The organism is Aurantimicrobium minutum, assembly GCF_029892845.1.
GTDB lineage: Bacteria > Actinomycetota > Actinomycetes > Actinomycetales > Microbacteriaceae > Aurantimicrobium > Aurantimicrobium minutum_B.
Map to the genome: position 1 here is coordinate 1 of NZ_JARXVT010000001.1, position 15,490 is coordinate 15,490.

Annotated in this window: 12 protein-coding genes; 9 read left to right on the forward strand and 3 right to left on the reverse strand. The window is 54.6% G+C overall.

The genetic code is table 11. From position 1 onward, the window contains the following. The coding region (locus M2118_RS00005; protein ID WP_280793926.1) for a helix-turn-helix domain-containing protein at window positions 1-539 on the reverse strand (539 nt) is incomplete at its 3' end. A gap of 416 nt (window positions 540-955) precedes the next feature. On the opposite strand from M2118_RS00005, the gene M2118_RS00010 reads away from it, so the two are divergent. The 5 genes from M2118_RS00010 to M2118_RS00030 all read left to right on the forward strand — a co-directional run bounded on the left by M2118_RS00010 (window position 956) and on the right by M2118_RS00030 (window position 7,944). After that, window positions 956-2,428: a hypothetical protein gene (locus M2118_RS00010; protein WP_280793927.1), complete on the forward strand. Its 1,473-nt coding sequence runs from the start codon at window positions 956-958 to the stop codon at window positions 2,426-2,428. A gap of 16 nt (window positions 2,429-2,444) precedes the next feature. After that, window positions 2,445-3,092: a response regulator transcription factor gene (locus M2118_RS00015; protein ID WP_280793928.1), complete on the forward strand. Its 648-nt coding sequence runs from the start codon at window positions 2,445-2,447 to the stop codon at window positions 3,090-3,092. 236 nt (window positions 3,093-3,328) lie between these two features. Next, window positions 3,329-4,798: an ATP-binding protein gene (locus M2118_RS00020; RefSeq protein WP_280793929.1), complete on the forward strand. Its 1,470-nt coding sequence runs from the start codon at window positions 3,329-3,331 to the stop codon at window positions 4,796-4,798. A gap of 133 nt (window positions 4,799-4,931) precedes the next feature. Continuing rightward, complete coding sequence (locus tag M2118_RS00025; protein WP_280793930.1) at window positions 4,932-7,151, forward strand: NADP-dependent isocitrate dehydrogenase; 2,220 nt, start codon at window positions 4,932-4,934, stop codon at window positions 7,149-7,151. A gap of 85 nt (window positions 7,152-7,236) precedes the next feature. Continuing rightward, the gene (locus M2118_RS00030; RefSeq protein ID WP_280793931.1) at window positions 7,237-7,944 is read left to right on the forward strand and encodes a B3/B4 domain-containing protein; all 708 of its coding nucleotides are present in this window, start codon (window positions 7,237-7,239) and stop codon (window positions 7,942-7,944) included. Window positions 7,945-7,950: 6 nt separating this feature from the next. Here the strand turns inward: M2118_RS00030 and M2118_RS00035 are convergent, their stop codons facing one another. After that, entirely contained in the window at window positions 7,951-8,664 is a 714-nt protein-coding gene (locus tag M2118_RS00035) for a DNA alkylation repair protein (protein WP_280793932.1), read from the reverse strand. A gap of 55 nt (window positions 8,665-8,719) precedes the next feature. Between M2118_RS00035 and M2118_RS00040 the strand changes: the two genes are divergently transcribed. The 4 genes from M2118_RS00040 (at window position 8,720) to M2118_RS00055 (ending at window position 13,788) form a co-directional block, all read left to right on the forward strand. Beyond that, window positions 8,720-9,700 carry an N-acetylglucosamine kinase gene (locus M2118_RS00040; RefSeq protein WP_280793933.1) on the forward strand — a complete coding sequence of 327 codons (981 nt, stop codon included), beginning with the start codon at window positions 8,720-8,722 and terminating at the stop codon, window positions 9,698-9,700. 38 nt (window positions 9,701-9,738) lie between these two features. After that, the gene (locus M2118_RS00045; protein WP_280793934.1) at window positions 9,739-11,505 is read left to right on the forward strand and encodes an amidohydrolase; all 1,767 of its coding nucleotides are present in this window, start codon (window positions 9,739-9,741) and stop codon (window positions 11,503-11,505) included. 50 nt (window positions 11,506-11,555) lie between these two features. Beyond that, complete coding sequence (locus tag M2118_RS00050) at window positions 11,556-12,365, forward strand: inositol monophosphatase family protein (RefSeq protein WP_280793935.1); 810 nt, start codon at window positions 11,556-11,558, stop codon at window positions 12,363-12,365. Between the two features lie 130 nt (window positions 12,366-12,495). Beyond that, a complete protein-coding gene (locus tag M2118_RS00055) occupies window positions 12,496-13,788 on the forward strand; it encodes a M23 family metallopeptidase (protein ID WP_280793936.1) in 1,293 nt (430 codons plus the stop codon). On the opposite strand, the gene M2118_RS00060 is transcribed toward M2118_RS00055, so the two are convergent. Continuing rightward, window positions 13,785-15,428, reverse strand: coding sequence for a glycoside hydrolase family 13 protein (locus M2118_RS00060; RefSeq protein ID WP_280793937.1), 1,644 nt, complete (start codon window positions 15,426-15,428; stop codon window positions 13,785-13,787). The two genes, M2118_RS00055 and M2118_RS00060, sit on opposite strands and share 4 nt — an antisense overlap. Window positions 15,429-15,490 lie beyond the last annotated feature (62 nt).

The window sequence follows — 15,490 nt, forward strand, 5'->3', positions numbered from 1 at the left end:
ACTGTTTTCCCACTGATGCGTCTATGGGCGCTCAAATGCAGCAGGAATCTGGAGTGGTCATCTATCCAGCCAATGATTTCTGTGTCGGCTCCTGATGCCAGTCTCCAGTGGGTGAAATCTGACTGCCAGGTTTCATTGGGTTGATCTGCTTGGAAGCGCAGATAGGAAGAGCGGGGTCGTTTCTGAGGTTGGTCAGGGACAACATTGGCTTGTTTCAAGATGCGCCAAATGGTTGTTGTGCCGAGGCGGATGTGTTCCCGGGCTAAATGTTCTGCCAGGGTGTGGGGGCCGCAATCATGCCCTGCAGTGGCAAGTTCTTGACGTAGTTCAAGGACGCGTTTGCGAATGTCTTCTGGGGTTCGCCTCGGAGATGTGTGCGGTTTCCTGGACTGGGGCCGGTAAGCATCAGTGCCTTCGGCGAGGAAGCGTTTGTGAATTTTATGAACCCACGATTTAGAAACACCGTATTGTTTCGCTGCTTGCCGGTAGGAGAGTCCTTGTTCAGTGATCGCGAGGATGATGACGTGGTTTTTGCCCATCACCCATCATCATGAACAAAAGTGTCAACAAGGACGCGACTCATCACTATGAACGATGTCGCAAGACATCAGAAATGAACCCCCGAGAATGAACCCCCGAGAACGTGTCCACTATGTCGTGGAACATCAGGGCGGGTTGGTCGGGGGTGTCCACTATGTCTGGGGACAGGTGTCCACTATGTGTTGGAACCAGACACCTCACACGCCACCATGTGAAGTTATTCACACTTCAGACACCTGATTACTGGAAACAGTAATGGGGTGTTTTTTGGTTTTCGTCCTGAAATAGACACTTTTGCCCACTCAAACATTGGGTACTTGTCGACGTTGTCGCTGGAGCGAACATTGATCCCAGTGAGCTAAGTGGCCTGCCTTATTCTGAGAATGTTTTTGACATCCCTTGAGTTAGGTAATTTATGCGTTTGTCACGCCCACACATGGCGCGGGTTATTGCCCTACTGGCTCTCTGCGCCGGGATCGGCATAGGAAACAGCTTCGGAATTGTAGCTCCGGCTTCGGCAACGACGTGTGACAGTTCACCGTCGACCTTTGTTGACCTACAAAGTGCGTTTGCTGCCGCAACGAGTGCTGGAACAACCATCTGTTTGGGTGCGACCATCAGTGGTCCTACAAATGACGTAGTGACCGGAGGTAACCTCACCATCCCTGCTGCCGCAAATGTCACTCTGGATCTTTCAGGATTTGATCTGAGCGTCACCGCAATCAAAACACCCACAACACTCGGTAACTGGGCGTTAGCAGGAATTACTGTTCCCAGCGATTCGACATTTCAGATTGACGCAACAGGCGGAGGCTCACTCACTGTAACCGGAGCTACAAACGGAATAACCGGTGGTGCAGGTATTGGCGGGGATTCAAACTCTTATGCGCAAAGCAACCAGATCCCCACAACAGGAAACATCACAATTAATGGCGGAGTGATCAATGCGCAAGGGGGGAATTGGTCTGCTGCTATTGGTGGAGGTAGCCATCGAAAAGCCGGGAACATCACCATTAATGGGGGGACTGTCACTGCAACTGCTGGTTCTGGTGGGTCAGCTATCGGAGGTGGATGGTCTCGAAGTGGCGGGGTAGTCACGATAAACGGGGGCACGATTGTAGCGACTGCGGGCGGCAGTGGTACCGCAGCGATTGGTGGCGGTTGGTCTGGGCAGAAAGTAAAAAGCTTCATTATGACGGGAGGATCTCTGACAACTCTGCCTAGCCCGGGAAGCTACGGAATGATTGTCGGGGGAAGCGGCGAGGGGACATTTGATATGTCGGGAGGAACGCTCGATGTCGTGGGGTCACCAGCGATATATTTCATCGGCGCGACCAATACCCTTTCAGGTGGAACCGTTACTGCAACTGCAATCTTGAGTAATTCCAATGCTTTGTGGATTGGGTATCCAGTCGCTAGCACCCTGAACGTCACCGGCGGATCCTTAACGGCGACTTCCTTCGGTACTACCTCAGCAGCCATTCGAAGCTGGAATTCGAGTAGCTCTGTTCTGGTTCCCTCTTCTGGGGGCACCGTATTGAACGCAGGCTCTGGATTTGGGAGCGGAGCAGGCGCTGCCTATCCCATCGGGGCGAGCCTCGTCGGAAGCTACGGCTCGTTCTCCATGGCGGGAACTGTAGACGCCACTGCTACATCGCCTGCACAGGTGATTATCCAATTCGGAGTTTCCTCACCTTCTTCTGGTTCGAGCCTCAGTTTGGCTCCCAGTTCAAGTTTGGGTTCCACGGGAGGCACGACAGTTTCCGGGAGTACGCACGCATCCACCCCGGAAGTACTTGCTGCCACGGGGAATAACGTGCCATTTGGTGTGATTGGTCTGCTCTTTGGGCTCGGAACATTATGTATCTTCGTTGCACGGCGAAGCTGACACGTACACTGTGTCCATGGCCACTCCAGTTATAGAACGCCGGGGGGTGCTCATCGTCGATGACGATGCTTTACTTCGCGACATGATCGCGCAGGTTCTCGAAAAGGCAGGATTCAACACCGTCACAGCGGCCAACGCAATTGAAGCAATTGGCCTGACTCGAACGGCAAATCCTGATGCTGTGGTCATTGATATAGATCTGGGAATTGGTCCAGATGGACTGCAATTAGCGGAAGCCATTACTCGGGAATCCCCTGGCACAGCAATGGTGTTTCTAACCAATCTGCCGAGTGCACGGTTTAGCTCTCGACCATCTGCAACAGTGCTGGACAGTGTTGCCTATCTTCGGAAAAGTCGGCTAGCCACGAGTGATGAACTTGTTGTTGCCTTGAACGCGGTTTTGAGTGAGCGGGTCACCCCCGAACAACGTCACGATCAACACGCGGGTGACCCATTGGCGCACCTCACGACTGCTCAACTTGAAGTGCTGCGTCTGGTGAGTGAAGGTTTGAGTAATGACCAGATAGCCGAACTCCGTCACTCCAGCACGCGGTCTGTGGAGCGACTTTTTGCCAGGACACTCGAGGCACTTCATATTGACCCCCAACAAGGTGCCGCACGAGTGCACGCTGCCCGCACCTACATTTTGGCAACGCTACGGTGAATCGATTCCCTACGCTTCTTGTCATTGGGGGAAGGTATGCCGTTGCGTGGCCAACGCTACTTTTCTATGGAATTTCGCTCGGACTATTTAACATCAGCGTTGATATAAGCCGACTCGAAGGAAATATTGCCCCACTGCTGTGGCTCACAATGATTGGCACGCTCGCTGGTCTAACGCCACTTGTCCTTGCTCAGAAAACGTTTCTTCCGGTCACTTCCCGTCCGGAACGACCTGCGATGACGATTCTTATTTGGTTGCTCTCTGGATCGCTGCGTTCGCTTGCAGTTATTTGGGCAGGAGAGCCGTTTGAACTCGTACCGAACGGGAAGATTCTGGACCGCATGGGCGCCGCAATTTTGGTCACCGCACTGACATTGATCATTGGCGAAGCAATAATTTCTCGATTCTATTCAATTGCTGCACGTTCGCGGGAGCTGGGTAATCAGCTTGCGGTTCTTCGAACTCAACTTGAGCAGACATCGTATTTTGCCGAGCGTGATCGCGCAGAGCTCATCGCACGTACACAAGAAATATTTAGACTTGAGCTCAGAGATTTAGAAATACGACTTGCTGCACAAGATGCCGTTACAGTCACTGAGATACAACATTTCACCGACGACTTTGTCCGCCCATTGAGTCATGAAATTGCGTCTTTGACAATTCCGGTTGAATCCCCACTGCCCATCCAAGAGCCACCATCATGGAGTGAACAGTTTCAACAACGTATTTCTGCAAGTAGTTTGATTCAACCTTTGTGGACTGTCGTGATCGTGGCAATTTTTCGTGCAGCTGGATTGCTCGTTGCAGGGAGTTCATTCGTCTTGTTTCTGCCCACACTTGTGGTGACGGCCCTAATCCTCACACTTGTGAAAATGGCAGTTCGTAGAGTCCAAGTCACGATGTGGTTCGCCGTTATCTCCTCAATTGCAGCAGCAGCAATAGCCGGCCTTATTGCTGCGCTAACTGATGGATTTCTTTTGGGCTCACAGGCTCCTTCTCGCCCCTGGAGTTATTCGATTGGGGTGATGATTGCCGCAATGATGCTTACAGCACTTAGCGCGGCAGACCAGATTTTTCATGATTATGTTGCAGAGAGTGAGAAATTAAAAGGCACTTTAGAAATGCAGAGTCACCGCGCTCGTCAAGAAATGTGGCTTGCGCGCAAACACATCGCAGCCAAAATACATGGGCCAATTCAAGGAGCCCTCCAAGCGAGCACGATGAAGCTTATGCACTTGGCCACCGGCGAATATCGTGATGTGAGTCCGGTCTTGGATTACGTCCGACAGTCCCTCTCTGAGTTGCAAGCACCCATTAGCACGTCCATTGAGGAAGTCCGGGAATCGCTCCTTGGACTTCAAGTGCTGTGGTCTGCGCAATGCAGTATCCAGAACACGATCCAACCAGGGTCATTTGCCATTCTCAAGAATGACCCTGCAAGCTGCCAGGCGGTTATTGAGGTGGTAACGGAGGGTGTCCTCAATGCTGTGAAGCATGCAAACGCCACCACAATCTATATCGACATCCTTGAATCGAAAAGTGACATCGTAATTACTATCTGGAATGACGGTCGTTCCATTACAGAATCGGCGCAACCAGGTTACGGGAGCCGAAGCTTTGATGAGTTGTGTGCTTTTTGGAGCTTGGCAACTGTTGATGGAGGCACGTTGCTTAGTGCAACGATTGTAGGGAGTTCTCGCTCTTAGCCAACACCGGCAAGGAAGTTAAGTGATGTTTAGAATCCCTTTCGTGAAATAGAAGTAGCTTGATATCAAGATACTTTTGGTAGACTGAAATCTGAGTTTTTTTGAGTCCCAACCCAACGAAGAATGGCATGCCATGAACGAGTCGACCATTGTCTACACCCACACCGATGAGGCACCTGCGCTAGCAACCGCCTCGTTCCTGCCGATTGTTCAGGCATACGCGAAGGCTGCTGACGTTTCCATCGAAACTCGTGACATTTCGCTATCTGGTCGCATCCTCTCCGCATTCCCCGAGCGCCTCAAGGAAGACCAGAAGGTCTCCGACGCACTCAAGGAACTCGGCCAGCTGGCCACCAAACCCGAAGCCAACATCATCAAGCTTCCTAACATCTCGGCTTCGATCCCTCAGCTCAAGGCAGCAATCGCTGAACTTCAGGCAGCTGGCTACGACGTTCCTGACTACCCCGAAGATGCTTCCACTGACGAAGAGCGTGAAGCACGTGCTCGATACGACCGCATCAAGGGCTCGGCTGTAAACCCTGTTCTCCGCGAAGGAAACAGCGACCGCCGTGCACCACTCTCGGTGAAGGCCTACGCTCGCAAGCACCCACACGTCAACAAGCCTTTTGCTGCAGGTTCCAAGACCCGCGTCGCAACCATGGGCCACGATGACTTCTTCTCCAATGAGAAGTCAGTAGTCATCCCCGCTGCGGACACCCTCAGCATTCGTTTCACTGCTGCAGACGGCACCGAGACGGTTCTCAAGTCAGGTTTGAAGGTCCTCGAGGGTGAAATTGTTGACTCCACCTTCATGTCGGCATCTGCTCTCGATGCTTTCTTGGCAGATACCCTCAAGCAGGCAGCTGCTGATGATGTTCTCTACTCCGTCCACCTCAAGGCAACCATGATGAAGGTCAGCGACCCCATCATGTTCGGCCACGTGGTCAAGGCCTACTTTGCAGAGGTCTTTGCCAAGCACGGTGCTGCTCTTGAAGCAGCAGGCCTGACCCCCAACGACGGACTCGGTTCAATCCTTGCTGGCTTGTCAGAGGTTGCTGGAGGTGACCAGATTGCTGCTGACTTCACCGCAACAATCGCTGCAGGTCCTCGTCTGAGCTACACCAACAGCGACAAGGGCATCACGAACCTCCACGTTCCTTCCGACGTGATCGTCGACGCATCGATGCCCGCACTGGTTCGTAACGGTGGAAAGCTGTGGGGCGTTGACGGCGGCGAAGACGACACTCTCGCTGTCATCCCTGACTCTTCCTACGCCGGTGTCTACCAGGCAACCATCGAAGACGTCATTGCGAACGGTCCTCTTGATCCTGCAACCATTGGCACCGTTCCTAACGTGGGGCTCATGGCTCAGGCAGCTGAGGAATACGGCAGCCACGACAAGACCTTTGAGATCGCCGCCGACGGCCGCGTTGACATTGTCAACGCTGCAGGCGACGTCCTCATCACTCACAACGTTCACAAGGGTGACATCTGGCGTGCAACCCAGGCCAAGGACATTCCTATTCGTGACTGGGTCAAGCTTGCAGTGACCCGTGCTCGTGCCAGCAACACCCCTGCGATCTTCTGGCTGGACGAGAAGCGTGCTCACGACGCTCAGATCATTGCCAAGGTCAAGACCTACCTGGGGGACTACGACACCACTGGCTTGACCATTGAGATCATGGCTCCCGCTGAGGCAACTAAGTACTCCCTGGCACGCATCCGCAAGGGTGAGGACACCATCTCAGTGACCGGTAACGTGCTCCGCGACTACAACACTGACCTGTTCCCCATCCTTGAGGTGGGCACCAGCGCCAAGATGCTCTCGATCGTTCCCTTGCTTAACGGTGGCGGCTTGTTCGAAACCGGTGCCGGTGGTTCTGCTCCTAAGCATGTTCAGCAGTTAGTGGAAGAAAACTTCCTGCGCTGGGATTCACTCGGTGAATTCTTCGCACTCGCAGCATCGCTCGAGCACCTCTCCGACACCACCGGAAACAAGAAGGCCCTTGTGCTTTCCAGCACCCTGGACCGTGCAACCGGAACCTTCCTCGAAGAAGACCGCTCGCCCGGACGCAAGGTTGGCACCATCGACAACCGCGGCAGCCACTACTACCTCGCTCTCTACTGGGCACAGGAACTAGCAACGCAGACCGATGATGCAGAACTTGCAGCAATCTTTGCCCCTATTGCAGAAGCTCTCGCTTCTCAGGAAGAGACCATCATCGCCGAGCTCATCGCAGTTCAGGGCAAGCCTGCCGACATCGGTGGTTACTACAAGCCAGATGCCACCAAGATTGTGAAGGTCATGCGACCTTCTGCAACCTTGAACAAGGTCATCGACTCGATCAACTAAGGCTCAGCCCTGTAACGGTTAAGCCCCTGAATCTTCAGGGGCTTAACCGTTTCTTTCTTTCTACTGAGACAGGCAGAATGGGCATATGAATGCTGCACAGTTCTTAGAAAACTCCTCAGTCTCTGACGAGGTCTGGAAACTCCACCCTGATTATGTTGCGATGCTTCTTGTTGTTGAGGGAATTCAGGGAGGCGAGAGTGATGAGCGTAGTGAGGAACTCCTCCTCGAAGCGGAAACTTCAGCAGCAGAACTCTTAGCGGCAATGCCGATTGAAGAAGTCCCTGAGGTTCAGTTGTGGCGAGAGAAGTTTTTGAGTTTTGGCGTAAAGCCACGCGTAGCAAAGAGCAGCAGTGAAGCCCTCCTCAAGCGATGTGCCTCAGGGATGCCTCGAGTAAATCTGCTGACCGATCTCTATAACGCCGTCTCCGTGATAAACATGGTCCCTATTGGCGGCGAAGATTTTGATGCCTACGTTGGCCCTGCTCGACTCGTCATCGCAGATGGCTCGGAGAACTTTGATACGCGTGAAAACGGGGAAACAGTCAATGAATCTCCAGAGCCAGGAGAAGTCATCTGGCGTGATGACAGTGGCGTCACTTGCCGGCGATGGAATTGGCGCCAGTGTGTTCGCACGAGGTTGACCGAAGAAACAACGAATGCTTTCTTCATTTTCGATGGGGTTGGAGTTGATGCTCAAGCTCGCGTTGAATCAGCTGTCGCTCAGCTGACAGAGAAGCTCAGTGAATGGTGGCCAGGCGTCGTCATCACAAGCAAGGAACTCTCTAAGAGTTAACTGCTGCTATTTCTGCTTCAACCAGAACTGCCGCTCATCCTCAGCGAGCTTCTCTATGGCATAACGCAGTTCTGTGCGGGGCATCACGGCAGAATGCTTGGTGAGGAAAGCCCTCAAAACCTCAACGTCTCGCTTGCCTATCTCTCGGAGCATCCATCCGGAAGCTTTGTGGATGAGGTCATGGCTGTCACCTAAGTGGAACTCGGCCATCGCAAGGGCATCATCGAACTCAAGTGCGCGAATGAAAGCAAAGGTGAACATAATCGAAAGCCTGCGCTCCCAGAGGGAGTCGCTCTGAGCTAGCTCTAGCAATAGCTCTCGTCTGTTTTCATCTGGCAGCAAGAACTCACCGAAGGTGGGCGCACTGGTGTCTATGAGATCCCAGTTATTGACGAAGCCGGCCTGCACGCTGGAGAGATAGAGAGCGAAGAGTTCTGCTTTCTCAACCTCTGACTTAGAGCGCTTGTAACGGTTCACCAAGATGTGCAGAGCACACAGTCTCACCTCGTGGATGGGAGATTGCAGCAGCTCGAGAGCTTCTGCAGGTGGAAGGGACTTGTGCCGGACAGCTATTTCACGTCCTTGAGGAACGGTGAGACCAATAAAAATGTCGCCTTCGCCATATTCACCGGGACCAGTTTTGAAGTATCCAGCAGAGTGAGCCGCTCTTTCGGGGTCTGCTAATTCCTGCAGGTCCCTGATGGCTTCTTGTGCACTCACGTGTTAATTATGTGCCTAGAGGTATTGCTGTTCCTGCGCAGCCAGCAAGTAACCTGTGTGGAGGCTCGATGTTGAGTTCACTGTGCGCGTGGAAGGTAATGCCATGAATGCTCCGTTGGGAGAAAACCTCACCCTTGCGTTGGATGCAGGGCAGACCGGCGTTCGCACCTTGCTCATCCGTGGCGCTGAACGTGAATCCAAACAGTTCCCTGGTCTAAAGACCGATTCAGAACTCTTCCCTCAGCTTGCTCACATCATCACTTCCGCCCTGGAAGGTGTGACCGAAGCTGTTTCCCTCTCAATCGGCATGACAGGGCTGACTACTTCGCAGAGCAAGCCAGATGATCTTCTCGCTATGTTGCCCTCGAATGTCTTCAGGGTTTCTCTTGCCCATGACTCCATCACCGGCTTTCTTGGAAGCATGGGAGTGGAGAACGGCACGGTGACCGCTGTGGGAACTGGTGTGGTCACCCTTGCTGTGGGCGAAACCGAGATGGCCCGTATTGATGGCTGGGGGAACCTCATCGGGGACGCAGGGTCTGCTTATTGGATTGGGCGCGCTGGTTTGGATGCCGGGATGCGTGTTTATGACGGCCGCATCGTGGCCAGCACCCTGATTGAGTTATTGACCGAGAACTTCTCTCATCCCGAAGAGGCATACATAGATCTACAGACGAGCCATGATCGGGTGGCCCGCATTGCCTCCTTCGCTCAGCAGGTCATTGAGCATGCTCAAGAAGATGCCGTCGCTCGCGAGATCGTGGAGGAAGCAGGCAGAGAATTAGCGATTTCCGCAGTGACTGGAGCACGACGAGTGGGCTTGTTGGAAACGGAATCTCCACTCTTTAGCTGGGCTGGAAACATGATGAAGGCGCAGCAGCTCAAAGAATCTTTCCTGGCTCATATTGCCGAGGTCGTTCCCCATGCTGAGTTTGCTGAGCCACTCGCGGAACCAATCGACGGTGTTGCTGTCATGGATTTACTGCCACAAACCTCTCCACTGCGCAGTGTCATTCACACAGCAATAAGACCATGAGTTTTTCATAGACCAATCGTTCAGACTCTGCTGATAGCTTGAGTGACGAACAAACGAAGGAGTTCACCATGTCTGCAGGTTGCTGCTCAGCACACCCCGTTACCCAAGATCACCTCGGCGCAGCTCTCAGCTCCGCCGGAACAACCGTCACCGCTGCGAATCACGCTGCTGGAAAGACCGTCGGGGCTTCTGCTGAGATTCTGGTTGTCGGCACGATTGCCACAGGCAATCCTGCTGCCCCTCTGGCAGAAGCAATGGCTATCTCTGGTGGAGCCATCATCGGCATCGGTGCACTCAAGGATGTTGAAGGTCTTGTTGATTCCTCGACCAAGACGGTCAAGCCTGAGGGTGTTGTTGTTCCAGGCCTCATCGAGCCCCACATGCACATCTGGACTTCACTGCTCAACCTCACCTGGACCGATGTGTCCCACGAAGTGTGTGCGACATTCGACGATGTCGTTGCCGCGCTCAAGACCGCAGCAGCAGCTACACCTGCTGGACAGTATGTCTTGGGCAAGCTCTTTGACCCCAGCTTGTTCCCCGGTGAACCTGATCTGACCCTTGACATCCTCGACCAGATTTCCCCCAACAACCCAGTCATCGTAATGAACGCTTCGATGCACTACCTCTACGCAAACTCTGCCGCGTTTGCAGCCGCCGGCATTACCTACGACACCCCAGATCCAGTCGGTGGCAACTTCGGTCGTGCTGACGGCAAGCTCACAGGGGTTATCGGCGAGGCTCCAGCAATGATGATGGTGTTGGCCACGTTCCCCAAGCCCTCTGCTCAGGAGCTGGCAGCTGGCATCACTGAGATATTGAATGAGTGTGCCAAGCAAGGAGTCACCTCACTTCGTGAAGGTGCCACCGGCACCCTTGCCGGTGTGAGCGAATTGGCCATGTTGCACCAACTCAATGGTGCGAAGCGTCTGCCCGTTCGTGTTTCCACTGCACAGTTCGCGATTATGGCCGGCAAGACTCCAGAACAGGTTGCACAAACCTGGAAGGACGCTGGTGTCACCCCATTTAGTGGCGACGAAATGGTTCGTGCGGATGCCTGGAAGGTCGTCGCAGACGGATCCAACCAAGGTCGTTCGGGCTACTTCATGCAGCCATACCTCGGTGAAAACAACGGTGGTCACGGCAACTGGACGCCTGAGACATTGCGCGGTGCGATTCGCGCCGGCCTGAACGATGGCTGGCAGATCAACGTGCACACCAATGGTGATGCTGCAGTGGAAATGGCGCTCGAAGCTATGGAAGAAATCCTTCCCGGCAGCGCTAACGCTGATTTGCGCCACGCATTTGTGCATTACTCCGTCACAACGGATGACCAGCTCGCGCGCACAGCCAAGCTCGGCATCTCAGCAACTTTCTTGATGAACCACGTCCTCTACTGGGGCGCTGCCTTCCGTGACACCATTCTCGGCGCAGAGCGTGCAGACCGACTTGACCGCGTTGCCTCAGCAATCAAGGCAGGCATCAACGTCAGCTTGCACTCCGACTACAACGTGAGCAAGGTTCACCCCCTGTTGAGTGCTCAAACTGCAGTATTGCGTCGTTTGCAGGCAGATGGTTCTGTCCTCAACGCAGCTGAAAGCGCAACTCCCGCACAAGCACTAGCCGCAATCACCAGAGATGCAGCTTGGCAGATTCACGCAGATGACCGTGGCTCGCTCGAAGTGGGTAAGCGTGCTGACTATGCCGTTCTAGACAGCAACCCCTGGACTTCTGATCCAGAAAGCTGGGACAAGATCGTGGTCAACGAAACCTATATCGATGGGACTCTCGCCTTCCAGGCGTAGCCCTTCCTATCGGGATTCTCTCCATGCTCCAAGGCTTGTAGCCTTGGAGCATGGCTGTTTCCCCCACAGAACTTCTCGACATTGCTCGCACCATCGCTCTCGAAGCCGGTGAGCTCATTGCCCGTCGTCGAAGTGAGGGTGTTGTCGTTGCTGACACTAAGTCCAGCTCCATTGATGTGGTGACGTTCGCAGACCGCGAGTGCGAAGAGTTCGTCAAGGGTCGTCTCGCTGAGCTTCGTCCCGAGGACGGCTTCTATGGCGAAGAGGGCGGAGACTCCACTGGAACGTCAGGCCTGACCTGGATTGTTGACCCCATTGATGGCACGGTCAACTACCTCTACGGCATCCCACAGTTCGCGGTGAGCATTGCTGTGGTCGAAGGAACACCAGACCCAGGTTCTTGGAAGCAACTCGCTGGTGTTGTGTTCAATCCCATGAATGACGAGCTCTACTTCGCCTCCCTGGGAGGTGGTGCTTTCCTCACCAAAGCAGGAAATACCGTGAAGCTCTCGGTCAACCAAGAAACCCTGTTGGCCCACACCTTGTTAGCAACCGGCTTCGCGTACAGTTCAGAATTGCGCGCTGAACAAGCAATTGTCCTCAACCGGGTACTCCCTGCTGTGAGGGACATCCGCCGAGCTGGGGCAGCTTCGTTGGATCTGTGTGCCGTGGCATCTGGTCAGCTCGATGCTTACTACGAACGCGACACGAAGCCCTGGGACTATGCAGCGGGAAGCCTTGTGCTGCGTGAAGCTGGAGGAGTCGTCGGTGGTTTGAATGGTGCTCCAGAGGGCCGGGAGATGCTCTTGGCGTCGAATTCGCACCTCTTTTCTCAGATAGAAAAAGTCCTGTTGGGCTAGGGGATTTCACCCCTATTTCACCTTTTCTGGGTGGTCTTTCTCAGGCTTCATCTGTAGCGTTAACCATTCCGTTATATTTCATCCCGTTGGGCACGCGTCCCGGGTAATGAACACGTAAGGATTTGTTTCAGTGGCACAGGACCCCAATGAGCTTTCTGCTGGTCTCCAGCAGAGTGGTTCTGGGGACCCTGCACAGCCATTAACTCGCCGTGAACTGCGTGCGCGTGAAGCACGAATGGCTGACGAAAACCTGGCTTCGGAGCTCGAGCGTCAGATGCAAGGACTGCGTCCTGCATCACAGGAAATCACTGTTCCGGAGGCAGCTGTTGAAGCTCCTGTAGTTGAGATCGAAGCTCCTGTATTTGCCGTGGAAGCCGAAGCCCCTGTGCTGATGCGACGCGACCGCAGCAATCGACCACCTCTGGCGGAACAATCTTCAGCTCCTGTGGAAGCAGTAGTTCCAGCCCCTGTGGTTGCTGATCCTGTATCGGCCGAAGCGAATACCCCCATCACGGGTATGCAGTCCATTTCTCAGCCCGTCATCACTGAAGCACCGGAGAGCACGGCAACTCTCCCGGCTCCCATCTCGTTGATTGCTCAGATGTCTACTCCTGCCCCTCCCGCACCTTCGGTGAAGGTGCGACTCAAGCACAAACGTCGTTCAACACAGCCACAGATTGTGGCCCCCAAGTCTCGCAAGCGACGTGGGGCACAGATCTTCAGCATGGTGGCCATGGCTTTTGTCGCCGGCCTTGCCATTGCCACGAGTGTTCCAGCCAATGCGTTGCTCTCTCCAGAACAGGTTGCTCTGCAAGCCGAGCTTGCCCGCACAAGCACCCTGGCAATCGGTGACGGCCAAAGCGTGGAGGGCACGGGTGAGAACGTCAATGCTGGCCGCGACGGTGTGAGTGTTTCTGCTGCGCAGGCTGTCCCAACTGCAGGCGCTTACGCTCCCAAGAAGCTCAACGTCAACGTTCCCTTGTCGACAAACGGAATGCGCTGGCCAGTGGACGAGGTCAAGATTTCTTCCCCGTTCGGAGCACGAAGTCTGTGGGGAACCTATAACTTCCACACCGGCCTGGACATTGACCCTGCCTACGGAACTCCCATTTATTCAGTAGCCGACGGAATCGTGTCTTTGGTTGAGAACCCAGGTCCGACATGTGGCGTTGCGGTATTCATTGAGCACAACGTAGATGGCACCAAATTCACCAGCGTGTATTGCCACATGGAGTTGGGCTCACCCACGGTGACCGCAGGTCAAACCGTCAAGAAGGGCGACTTCGTCGGCAACATTGGTTCGACCGGTTTAACAACCGGCCCCCACGTTCACTTGGAAATCCGAGTCGCGGATTCACCCGTGGATCCCTATTCATTCCTGGTGCAGCACGCAGGTAAGGCTCCCAACGAGGTTTGGGACTAAACCATCCACACTGCAGAGGCAGGTGTGAGAACACCTGAGCTGCTGTCAGCACTGTCGAGGATGATCTCTCCAGCTGGCAACGTGAAGTCTTCTTCGCTGTAGTTGATAAACGCGGTCACGTCGCCATTGCGGAATCCCAGAACATTGTCTGGAGTTCCTTCAATCCACTCGAGGGTGCCATCACCCAGCGCCCGATCCTTTCGGATCGCCAGCGCTGAAGTGTAGAGCGCAAGAGTTGAAGCAGAGTTGGCTTCCTGGAGATCACGCGCATACTCGCGATAGACCGCAGGCTGAGGCAACCAAGGTTCACCGGCAGGGCCAAAGCCATAGTTTGTCGCTTCTGCTTCCCAGGGGAGAGGAACGCGACATCCGTCGCGGCCATAGGACTTCCCAGCAGTGCGGAAGAACGTGGGGTCTTGCCGTTTGTCATCGGGAATATCGATGGAATCGGGAAGACCCAGCTCTTCCCCCTGATACATATAGGTAACACCGGGAAGTGCCAGCATCATCGCTGATGCTGCGCGGCTTCGGGCTAAGCCAAGTAAGCGGTCCGGTTTGGGCTCAGTCAACGGTCCGATACCGGTAATGCGGTCAGCAGTCTTGGCGTTGGGATCGAGCACAAGACGCGTTGCGTGGCGGATCTGGTCGTGGTTAGAAAGCACCCAAGTACTCGGCGCACCCACAGCATGGAATGCCGAGATCGAGTCCTTGATCACCTGACGCATCTGCTCGCCATTCCAGCGTGTGACCAGGAACGGGAAGTTGAACGCCTGCTGCATCTCATCTGGACGCACCCACTTGGCCATCTTGGTCAGCGGCTCAACAAATGCTTCAGCACAGAGGATGCGCTCGCCGGGGTATTCCTCTAGTAGAGCGTGCCACTCACGGTAGATCTCGTGAACACCATCGTGACCAAAGTATGGGTTCTCTGGACGAATCTCTGCAGGGGTGTTCCAGTACTCCTCGTCGCGGCGGAAGTCTGGAAGGCCTGGTTCCTTGGAGAGACCGTGGGCCACGTCCACGCGGAAACCATCCACGCCACGGTCGAGCCAGAAGCGCAGAATCTCCAAGAAGCGGTCACGAACCCAACGGTTCGTCCAGTCGAAGTCGGGCTGGCTGGAGTCGAAGAGGTGGAGATACCACTGGCCAGGAGTGCCATCAGCATTTGTGGTGCGCGTCCAGGCAGGGCCGCCAAAGACGGACTCCCAGTTATTTGGTGGGAGTTCACCGTTCACGCCCGTGCCCTCTCGGAACATGAAGCGTGCACGCTCTTCGCTGCCTTCACCGGCAGCAAGAGCTTCCACAAACCAGGGGTGTTCAGACGAGCAGTGGTTAGGGACCAAGTCCACAATGACCTTGAGCCCCAGGCTGTGCGCTGTGGACTTCATTGCATCAAAGTCTGCGAGCGTGCCAAAGAGGGGATCCACGTCGCAGTAGTCAGCAACGTCGTAGCCAGCATCCTTCTGAGGACTGGTCATGAAAGGGGAGAGCCAGATGGCGTCGACGCCGAGTTCTTTAAGCTTGGGCAAACGCGAGGTGATGCCTGCCAGGTCCCCCATGCCGTCACCGTTTGCATCCGCGAAAGATCGAGGATAAATCTGGTAAATAACGGAGGAACGCCACCACTCTTTTGTCGTCATGGAGCAAGTTTAGGCAGTGCGGGATGGACGCAAAATAGGTGACCGGTATGTCTCCAGACGCC

Bases quoted from the DNA above. Each gene is read 5' to 3' on its own strand.
- M2118_RS00025 (WP_280793930.1), top strand. From the start codon at position 4,932: ATGAACGAGTCGACCATTGTCTACACCCACACCGATGAGGCACCTGCG.
- M2118_RS00020 (WP_280793929.1), top strand. From the start codon at position 3,329: ATGACGATTCTTATTTGGTTGCTCTCTGGATCGCTGCGTTCGCTTGCA.
- M2118_RS00050 (WP_280793935.1), top strand. From the start codon at position 11,556: ATGGCTGTTTCCCCCACAGAACTTCTCGACATTGCTCGCACCATCGCT.
- M2118_RS00015 (WP_280793928.1), top strand. From the start codon at position 2,445: ATGGCCACTCCAGTTATAGAACGCCGGGGGGTGCTCATCGTCGATGAC.
- M2118_RS00060 (WP_280793937.1), bottom strand. From the start codon at position 15,428: ATGACGACAAAAGAGTGGTGGCGTTCCTCCGTTATTTACCAGATTTAT.
- M2118_RS00030 (WP_280793931.1), top strand. From the start codon at position 7,237: ATGAATGCTGCACAGTTCTTAGAAAACTCCTCAGTCTCTGACGAGGTC.
- M2118_RS00010 (WP_280793927.1), top strand. From the start codon at position 956: ATGCGTTTGTCACGCCCACACATGGCGCGGGTTATTGCCCTACTGGCT.